Genomic DNA, 7,147 nt, shown 5'->3' with positions numbered 1-7,147 from the left:
GTGCCTCTTTGATGGTGAACGTGACAACACCCGTCGTCCAGTCAGATAACACCTTCTTGACCGTCCAATACAGCATCTCTCGCCACGTGATCTCACCCGCCTTCATCCTCTCCATCGCGGAGCCTTCACCGCGTGGCACTGCACATTTCTTGGGTCTGCCGTCCTTGTCGAGCGGCACCTGCTCAGGGGCGCAATTGTGATGGATGACGCGATAAACATTTGCCTTGTTGCCACCGCGAATCTTCTTCTCAAGGTATCCTTTTTCAATACACCTGTTGATACTGCCGATGATCGTCGGACGCTTCGCTCCCATCATCTCAGCGATCTTGCTGTAAGACAGGGCGTGCGTGTTGCCTGTCTCATATTTGCTGTGGTAGTTGAATACCGTCAAAACCGCCGCATCAATCGGTAGCAGAACCCTGTTGAGCATCGCATCGAGTGCCGAATGCTCACCACACGGTAGTTGGAAGGTTGATTTTTGGACATTATGGCTCATGAATATCCTCCTATAGGATAGAAGGAATCAACAATGGAAAACGACAATATCATCGCTTTAATTCCCATTCCCGACAAAAAGCAGGAACGTTTACAGAGGCTTGAAAAAATCACTTGACTTTTTATAAATAAAGTGGTAGAATTAAAATAATATTGTGTACCTTTCCTCATTGGTTAATTCCTTGAGGTTTTGCCCGCGTTGTTGGACGCGGGCTTCTATTTGGCAATTTTACTTGGAGATGACACCTTTTCTTCAACCTATCTTGCGAAAAGGTGGACCTCCAAGAGGTAGTCGTTTAATAGGCAATAGATCCCGGACTCTCAATTCACGGGACACATAAGGGTTTAGATACCCCAGCCGCCTAAAAATTTGCCCAAACGATAAAATTAGTTTAATCGATGGATTGATGTGTTCTATTGGAATAGGTGTATCGGCAGGAACTCTCAGAATTTCCCGAAAAAGGACATGATAAACGAACCAAACCTCACTAGCTAAGGACGTGCAAATCCCATGGTCCGTGATAATTAAATTATTTCCGCGCATCAATGATAAAACAGCCGCGTTGAAAGTTACATGAAGAATATTATAATTCTGTAGATCTGTAGCATTTTTCTGGGCTTCCGTCAGCGAAAGCATTCTTGAAATTTCACCAACAAGAGGTTTAGCTCGCATGGGACCGATCTGCAGAAAATTAACTTGAAGGAGACCCCATTGAAGTTCATCTGATGTAGGCAACATGACCGAAACAGTAGGTTCGCCGCATGACTCTACAAAGTTCACTGAGTATAGGAGGGTTGTTTTTTCAGAAATCATAGACATACTCCATATGTTGGTTGCAAATAAACCAGGGGATTTACCCATCATCCGATGCACAGGTATCCCTGGAATTGCATAATTAAATTAGATTACGCTTGACGATGCGTATATTCGATGAATGTTATTCATTTCAATCAACGCACAGTGACCCAAATCACTGTGCGTTGATTTTTCCATTTTTCTTAATTTTACTATACTGGCTGAGATTTGTCAAATTAAATTGAAATATTAAACTCCATCTGATACTTGCCATCTGGCTCTGCTATAATTTTAGGGTCCACCATTATCGCTTTCCAATTCTCGCATCCAGTAAGAGTCCCCTCTGATTTGATGTACTCGGCAATCCGTTGGCACTGGCGAAGTGCACACTCGCGTATTTTGGGGATCTTGTTGCGATGGGTTCTGAGTGCCTCTGCGATTTCAATGTTTGTCATCTCTCGTGGTATTCCGTAAGAACGCTTCAGAACAAACGCCTCGTGTTGCTGGAGTTTGCTAAGGAAGAAATCCAGGTCCGTCTCAAGCGCAATTTGCTCAAATGCGGGATCGTCATACTGAACAAAATCTACAACATACTGATTATTACCATCATCGTCTTGAATAGGTGCGTGGATTGAAGCGACATTGAGCGTTGTTTCTGCTAACAATCGGATGTGGGCAACCTCTTGGGGGTTCAATTTCCCCATTTTCTCGGCGATGTCTTCATTGCTTGGTGAGTGATTTCCTTGCGATGCCAAATCTGCCATCACCTTCTTCATCTGTCTCATGGGTTGAAGGATGTTTTCAGGGTGTTGGATGGTTGCTTGGAGAACCGGTGAACGTCCCACAGCGGTATGGATTCCGATGGTTGCGTAGGTTGATAATCGTGTTCCGAGCGTCAGGTCAAACCCATCTATTGCCTTTATCAGTCCTTCAACACCATCACCCATGAGGGCTTCGGCGGAAACAGTTTCTGTTTCGTATTTTGAACATATCCAGCCGACGAGCCTCATATTCAGCAAGATCAGTCTCTCTCTGGATTGTTGACAGCCTTTATGTGCCATTGTGAGCAGATGCCTTTCTTCAGAAGGGCTGAGAAGTTCATGGGTCAAAAGTTCGCTATAGCGATCCATAACAGACCTCATTTCTCAATTTGAGTGGGTTGCTTACTGATAATGAGCCGATTGCCTTCGAGCCTCATTTTATGACTGCCCTGACAAAACTCTTGCCAGCGTTGAGATCGCAATGTTTCCTCGTCAAATGTTATCCCAGCATCGGTAAATTCACCACCGATCTCAAGTTTTCCGTTTTTCGTCATTGTCGCCTTTGCTGCCGGAGGCAGCCATTCGGGGTTCGCGGATCCGTTAAATATCTTGCCGTTGACAGCATAAATCACTGGGTATTTCTTGTAGAGCTTGTCTCTGAGTGCGTGAATTGCGTCTATCTCGCCGTGTGCTAACGCCACAGCCCTTGGATTGACCTGCTTGACAAGACTCACGAGCTGACCTTGATCCGAATGGGCACTCAAATGAAATCTATCAACGGCACACTTAACTTCCACTGCGGAACCGTCTGCGAATTGGAGATCGTCGCCTTGCTGAAGTGTTTGTAACCGTCGTCCGGGTGATTCTGCGTCCTGATAGCCGGAGAGAAATATGGCGTTGTCAGCACCGGGAGCTAAAGCCTTTGCGTATTCGACGGATGCACCGCCGGTGAGCATCCCCGAACTTGCAATGATACACTTCGGCGTTTGGTCTTTCAAAACAGCTTCGCGTTCGCCATGTTTAACGGTTCGCAGGGTATCGGTGAAGAACATCGGTTGTTGCGAGTTATGAAGCCACTGCTGAAGTTTCTGACTTAAATGTGGCTTTAGGGATTCGTAAACACCGCAGATATTGCGCACAAGCCCGTCAGCAAGGACCGGGAAGGGTTCGATCGTGCCGGAACGCATGGCATCCTTCAAAATGAGCAGGATTTCTTGTGCGCGTCCGAGTGCGAAACTCGGTATCAGCACTGATCCGCCGTTTTTTACCACCGCCTCAACAGATTTCGCGAGTTTCATCTCCTCACTGGTTCGCGAGGGGTGGTTTCCGGTGCCGTAGGTTGCCTCACACCACATATAATCGGGTTCAATTGCGTTTACATCGTCGAGACCGTCAATCGTGCGTTGCCGAAACGCTGAGACATCGCCGGTATAGAAGAAGCTGCCTTCGGGGGTCTCAAGTAGAATCGAGACCGCTCCAAGAATGTGACCGGAACGGATCAATTTGACCTGCCAACCGTCCCATAAGTCGCGCCATTTGTTGATTTTCAGTATCTGTATCTGTCCGAGTGTCGCTTCGACAGTTTCTCGCGTAAAAAAGGTTTCGCCGTGCGTGTTCTCTTGGACGCGAACGGCATCGTTGAGCATGACAGATGAGAGTTGTTGCGTTGGGAGTGTGGCGTATATCGGGGCGTGTGGGAAGTCCTGATGTACTAAGGGTAGTGCCCCTACATGGTCGGCATGTGCGTGAGACAGAAAGATCGCATCCAACATGGGGGCAGTTTCTTTGAGCATCGCAAGGTCTGGGAGCGCGTCTGATCCCTGTTGGTTGACCCGGATACCACAATCTATGAGGATACAGCGGTCGGCGGCGGAGATCAATAGAGAAGATCCACCGACTTCACCAGCACCGCCAAGAAAAATATATTTCATAACTATATTATAGGATATAACCTGCAATGGTGTCTATATATTTTTACGAAGTTAATTTTTTCTGCGAAAGCGGAAATCAGCCGGGTGTCTTTTGCAAGAAATCGTGTTTTCTGTTAGAATGTCCGTCCTGTCACATCGCTGAAGGCAGTGTTGTGCGTTACGGGTGTCCTTTTCCACCGGTAGCGCACCCCATCCCGTGAAAAGGGGTTCACAGAGGCAGTCAACCAACGGCGGAGAAAGGATTTCATCAATGACTGGACATAGAAATACCGGCTCGATTTCAAACCTGATTTCCAAAAAGAAAGCTGCGCCGAAAAGGTCGCCATCACGCATTGAGGTGTTAGAAGGTCGCGTCGCAACGCTCGAATCGACATTGAAAATAGTTCTCGGTGAACTCACTGCGCTCCGAGAGGAGGTCCAACGTCTAAGCGAATCGAAAGCAGAACCACCTGCGAAACCGATCCCGAAAGCGACTGCTACCCCAAAACCGACGGCAAAACCGCAAAGTGGTGGGCAACCGCTTCAGCCCTGGGACGACCCAGAGACGCTCGAAGAGATCGAGACGTGTCGTATCAGGGTCCTTGAACTTTTTGATGAGCAACCCGAATTTAGCAAGCAAGCGTGTGTCGATGCGCTGGATATACCCTCGAAACTTGCGAGCTGGACGTTAGCTTTCATGGCGCAGGTGACAAAAGAAGTCGCCATGTACTCACGTGAACCGACCCCCACCGACCCCACCCCGAAAAAAGGCTATCGCCTGAAAACCTGACGCACCCCGACCCAACATTGAGAGATGTCACAGAAAATGTATAGAGAAAAAATGTGTAACGTTCGCGATGTGTAGGCGTTTTATTTTTATACACCTTTACACTTTACATTTTTATTCTCTACAGATAAAATGTATACAATGTATGGAGGACTTGATGAAAACGATAGCGATCCTCTCAGGGAAAGGGGGGACCGGGAAAACGACGGTTGCGGTTCACCTCGCGGTGGCATCGGTGCAAGCAGGGCGTTCAACGGCTGTCATCGATTTGGACCCCCAGCCGAGTGCGCGCATGTGGAAGGATGCACGCACTGCCGAGATGCCCGTGGTCGTTTCGGCGCAAGCGGCGCGTCTCGACGATGTGCTTCAGACGGCTGAAGCCGAGGGTGTCGAATGGGTGATCATTGATACCGCCCCGCACGCTGAAGCGGCGGCATTGGCGGCGGCACGTGCGGCGGATGTGGTGTTGATCCCGTGTAGACCGGCGATCTTTGACTTACGTGGGATTGCGACCACTGTTGACTTGGTACGTCTTGCCGATGTTCCCGCACTTGCCGTGTTGAATGCCGTTCCCGCACGGGGCAGACGCGCCGCGGAGGCGACAGACGCGCTCTTGAGTTATGATCTGCCGACGGCACCGTGTCAACTCGGACATCGCGTGGCGTATGTCGATGCCGTCACTGCGGGACTCACCGCACAGGAAGCCGATCCGAAAAGCAAAGCCTCAAAAGAGATTTTATCGCTCTATAACTACATTAACCAACACATACAACACATAGGAGTCTGACATGCGAGAGCAACTGAATCTAACACAGGCACTGAATCAATCGGCAGGCAACCCCGCCCCGATCGAAACAGACACACCGCCACCGACGCAGACGCACGCCCCCAAAGCCCGGCAGAACACAAAGATGATCGGCGGTCATTTTTCTAAACCCGTGCATCGGCAGCTCAAGCAGATGGCATTGGACAGCGAATGTAGTATCCAAGACCTGTTGGGCGAGGCACTGAATCTGCTGTTCGATCAGGCAGGCAAACCTCCGATCGCCAAGCTCGAAGAGTCGTGAGTTTTCGACGAATAAAAAACATGGAGGGGTTTTCCAACCCGAAGATTTAATGAAACTACGTCTTGGAAATGTGTTAATCGAGACCGATTACATCGAGATTATAGAGCGTGTCGCACCGCACACCGTCAAGATATTTTTTGTGTCTGGAATAACGTTAGATGTACATTGTGGTATTAAGTCAGATGCATCTGCGACGTGGAATCAGGATGCCGATGGATTCATTGAGACGATCCATAACACCGACGCAGTGAAGATTTTCGATAAGCAATAGGGTGAGGCATGCGGAAGGTCAGCTTTTTTTCTGTTTCAAAGCAGACGACATTAAGGCTGTGTCTTGTCTGCGTGCTCGTGCTTGCGGGTAATATGATTTTCCAGCAAAAAACAGGGATGTGGCGACTCGGTGGTGTGATAACAACTTTTTGCATCTCATGCCGCGAACGCTAACGACTCATGCGGTTGAAATATCTTTTATAATGTTGGAATTTAACGCGATCCACAACCCTGCGTACGTAGTGTATCTCGGTGTCCACATCCCTGACGGCATCATCTTCTAACACCAGGAGAAACCCGATCAAAGCATCCTCAGCCACCTTTTTGTTCGGGTATGTCTCAGGAATTGATTCACAGAGTTCCACACACAGCGCGATGGCATTCCAGAAGGTTGAAAGTTGTGCAGATCTTGTTTCGGCGTGTAAATGTCCCACAATGACTTCCGCGTAATCTTCAAGTGTTTTTATGGGTACATCGGCGTGGTAGATTTGCAAAACAGTGTCTGGGGGCGCACCGGTAAAAACATTATACCCCGTTCCTTGATCGATGGCGAATTTTTGCTCGAAAGCAAGAGCCTGGGTGGGAGAGATACCTGGCAACAAAAAGAAGTTGTAAAACCCCTTGGAATCCTCAGAGTGTTCGCGAGCTTCTTCGTAGGTGTAAGTTTTTATCTCCGATGTCTCTTTGAACGTGTTGCTCTCGTGGTGTTTTTCGCAACCACAGAGAATAGCAACGATCAACAAAAAGCGCAAAAATTGAGTCATTATGATGAATCCCTTACTTTAGGGTGTGGGCGTGTCTGTCATGGAATATGTCATCTAAGTCCATCACCCATTCGGCAAACTCGAGGAAGGGTAGAATCCCCCCGAAGTAAAACAGATAGACGATGACGGCTAAGGATGCAAGAATGCAGCAAAGAAAACGCCAAGAAACCATCATTTTAGACACATTCAGATTTTTCATAATCGACACCTTTGGTGACATTTAAGTTCACCTGTCCAGAATTGTTTCGGTTGACTTTTTTCAAAACCTATGACATATTATACGTTTATACGTTTTTT

10 protein-coding genes are annotated in these 7,147 nt (G+C 48.0%); 4 read left to right on the top strand and 6 right to left on the bottom strand.

The window, feature by feature from the left end:
* The 4 genes from OXN25_19430 to OXN25_19415 form a co-directional block, all read right to left on the bottom strand.
* Nucleotides 1–496, bottom strand: a 496-nt coding sequence (locus OXN25_19430; GenBank protein MDE0427030.1) for a hypothetical protein, incomplete at its 3' end; no start/stop codon positions are given.
* Nucleotides 497–748: 252 nt separating this feature from the next.
* Nucleotides 749–1,309 (bottom strand): hypothetical protein, encoded by a 561-nt coding sequence (locus OXN25_19425; GenBank protein MDE0427029.1) that lies wholly within the window; start codon nucleotides 1,307–1,309, stop codon nucleotides 749–751.
* A 218-nt stretch (nucleotides 1,310–1,527) separates the two neighbouring features.
* A complete protein-coding gene (locus OXN25_19420; protein MDE0427028.1) occupies nucleotides 1,528–2,421 on the bottom strand; it encodes a sigma-70 family RNA polymerase sigma factor in 894 nt (297 codons plus the stop codon).
* Between the two features lie 8 nt (nucleotides 2,422–2,429).
* The gene (locus tag OXN25_19415; protein ID MDE0427027.1) at nucleotides 2,430–3,983 is read right to left on the bottom strand and encodes an MBL fold metallo-hydrolase; all 1,554 of its coding nucleotides are present in this window, start codon (nucleotides 3,981–3,983) and stop codon (nucleotides 2,430–2,432) included.
* A 250-nt stretch (nucleotides 3,984–4,233) separates the two neighbouring features.
* On the opposite strand from OXN25_19415, the gene OXN25_19410 reads away from it, so the two are divergent.
* From OXN25_19410 to OXN25_19395, 4 genes are all read left to right on the top strand, one after another.
* Nucleotides 4,234–4,752: a hypothetical protein gene (locus OXN25_19410; protein MDE0427026.1), complete on the top strand. Its 519-nt coding sequence runs from the start codon at nucleotides 4,234–4,236 to the stop codon at nucleotides 4,750–4,752.
* A 67-nt stretch (nucleotides 4,753–4,819) separates the two neighbouring features.
* On the top strand, nucleotides 4,820–5,536 hold the full coding sequence (locus OXN25_19405; GenBank protein ID MDE0427025.1) for an AAA family ATPase: 717 nt from the start codon (nucleotides 4,820–4,822) through the stop codon (nucleotides 5,534–5,536).
* A gap of 1 nt (nucleotide 5,537) precedes the next feature.
* On the top strand, nucleotides 5,538–5,816 hold the full coding sequence (locus tag OXN25_19400) for a hypothetical protein (GenBank protein MDE0427024.1): 279 nt from the start codon (nucleotides 5,538–5,540) through the stop codon (nucleotides 5,814–5,816).
* Nucleotides 5,817–5,865: 49 nt separating this feature from the next.
* Nucleotides 5,866–6,087 (top strand): hypothetical protein, encoded by a 222-nt coding sequence (locus tag OXN25_19395; GenBank protein ID MDE0427023.1) that lies wholly within the window; start codon nucleotides 5,866–5,868, stop codon nucleotides 6,085–6,087.
* A 169-nt stretch (nucleotides 6,088–6,256) separates the two neighbouring features.
* Here OXN25_19395 and OXN25_19390 read toward each other — a convergent pair whose 3' ends face one another.
* Both OXN25_19390 and OXN25_19385 read right to left on the bottom strand, forming a co-directional pair.
* Nucleotides 6,257–6,850, bottom strand: coding sequence for a hypothetical protein (locus tag OXN25_19390; GenBank protein MDE0427022.1), 594 nt, complete (start codon nucleotides 6,848–6,850; stop codon nucleotides 6,257–6,259).
* A 13-nt stretch (nucleotides 6,851–6,863) separates the two neighbouring features.
* Nucleotides 6,864–7,049, bottom strand: coding sequence for a hypothetical protein (locus OXN25_19385; protein ID MDE0427021.1), 186 nt, complete (start codon nucleotides 7,047–7,049; stop codon nucleotides 6,864–6,866).
* Nucleotides 7,050–7,147 lie beyond the last annotated feature (98 nt).

The organism is Candidatus Poribacteria bacterium (assembly GCA_028820845.1).
GTDB lineage: Bacteria > Poribacteria > WGA-4E > WGA-4E > WGA-3G > WGA-3G.
This window is presented reverse-complemented; position numbering and strand designations above follow the sequence as displayed.

Excerpts from the sequence above, each read along its gene's own strand:
- OXN25_19425 (MDE0427029.1), bottom strand. The coding sequence starts at position 1,309 with ATGATTTCTGAAAAAACAACCCTCCTATACTCAGTGAACTTTGTAGAG.
- OXN25_19420 (MDE0427028.1), bottom strand. The coding sequence starts at position 2,421 with ATGGATCGCTATAGCGAACTTTTGACCCATGAACTTCTCAGCCCTTCT.
- OXN25_19415 (MDE0427027.1), bottom strand. The coding sequence starts at position 3,983 with ATGAAATATATTTTTCTTGGCGGTGCTGGTGAAGTCGGTGGATCTTCT.
- OXN25_19410 (MDE0427026.1), top strand. The coding sequence starts at position 4,234 with ATGACTGGACATAGAAATACCGGCTCGATTTCAAACCTGATTTCCAAA.
- OXN25_19405 (MDE0427025.1), top strand. The coding sequence starts at position 4,820 with ATGTGTAGGCGTTTTATTTTTATACACCTTTACACTTTACATTTTTAT.
- OXN25_19400 (MDE0427024.1), top strand. The coding sequence starts at position 5,538 with ATGCGAGAGCAACTGAATCTAACACAGGCACTGAATCAATCGGCAGGC.
- OXN25_19395 (MDE0427023.1), top strand. The coding sequence starts at position 5,866 with ATGAAACTACGTCTTGGAAATGTGTTAATCGAGACCGATTACATCGAG.
- OXN25_19390 (MDE0427022.1), bottom strand. The coding sequence starts at position 6,850 with ATGACTCAATTTTTGCGCTTTTTGTTGATCGTTGCTATTCTCTGTGGT.
- OXN25_19385 (MDE0427021.1), bottom strand. The coding sequence starts at position 7,049 with ATGAAAAATCTGAATGTGTCTAAAATGATGGTTTCTTGGCGTTTTCTT.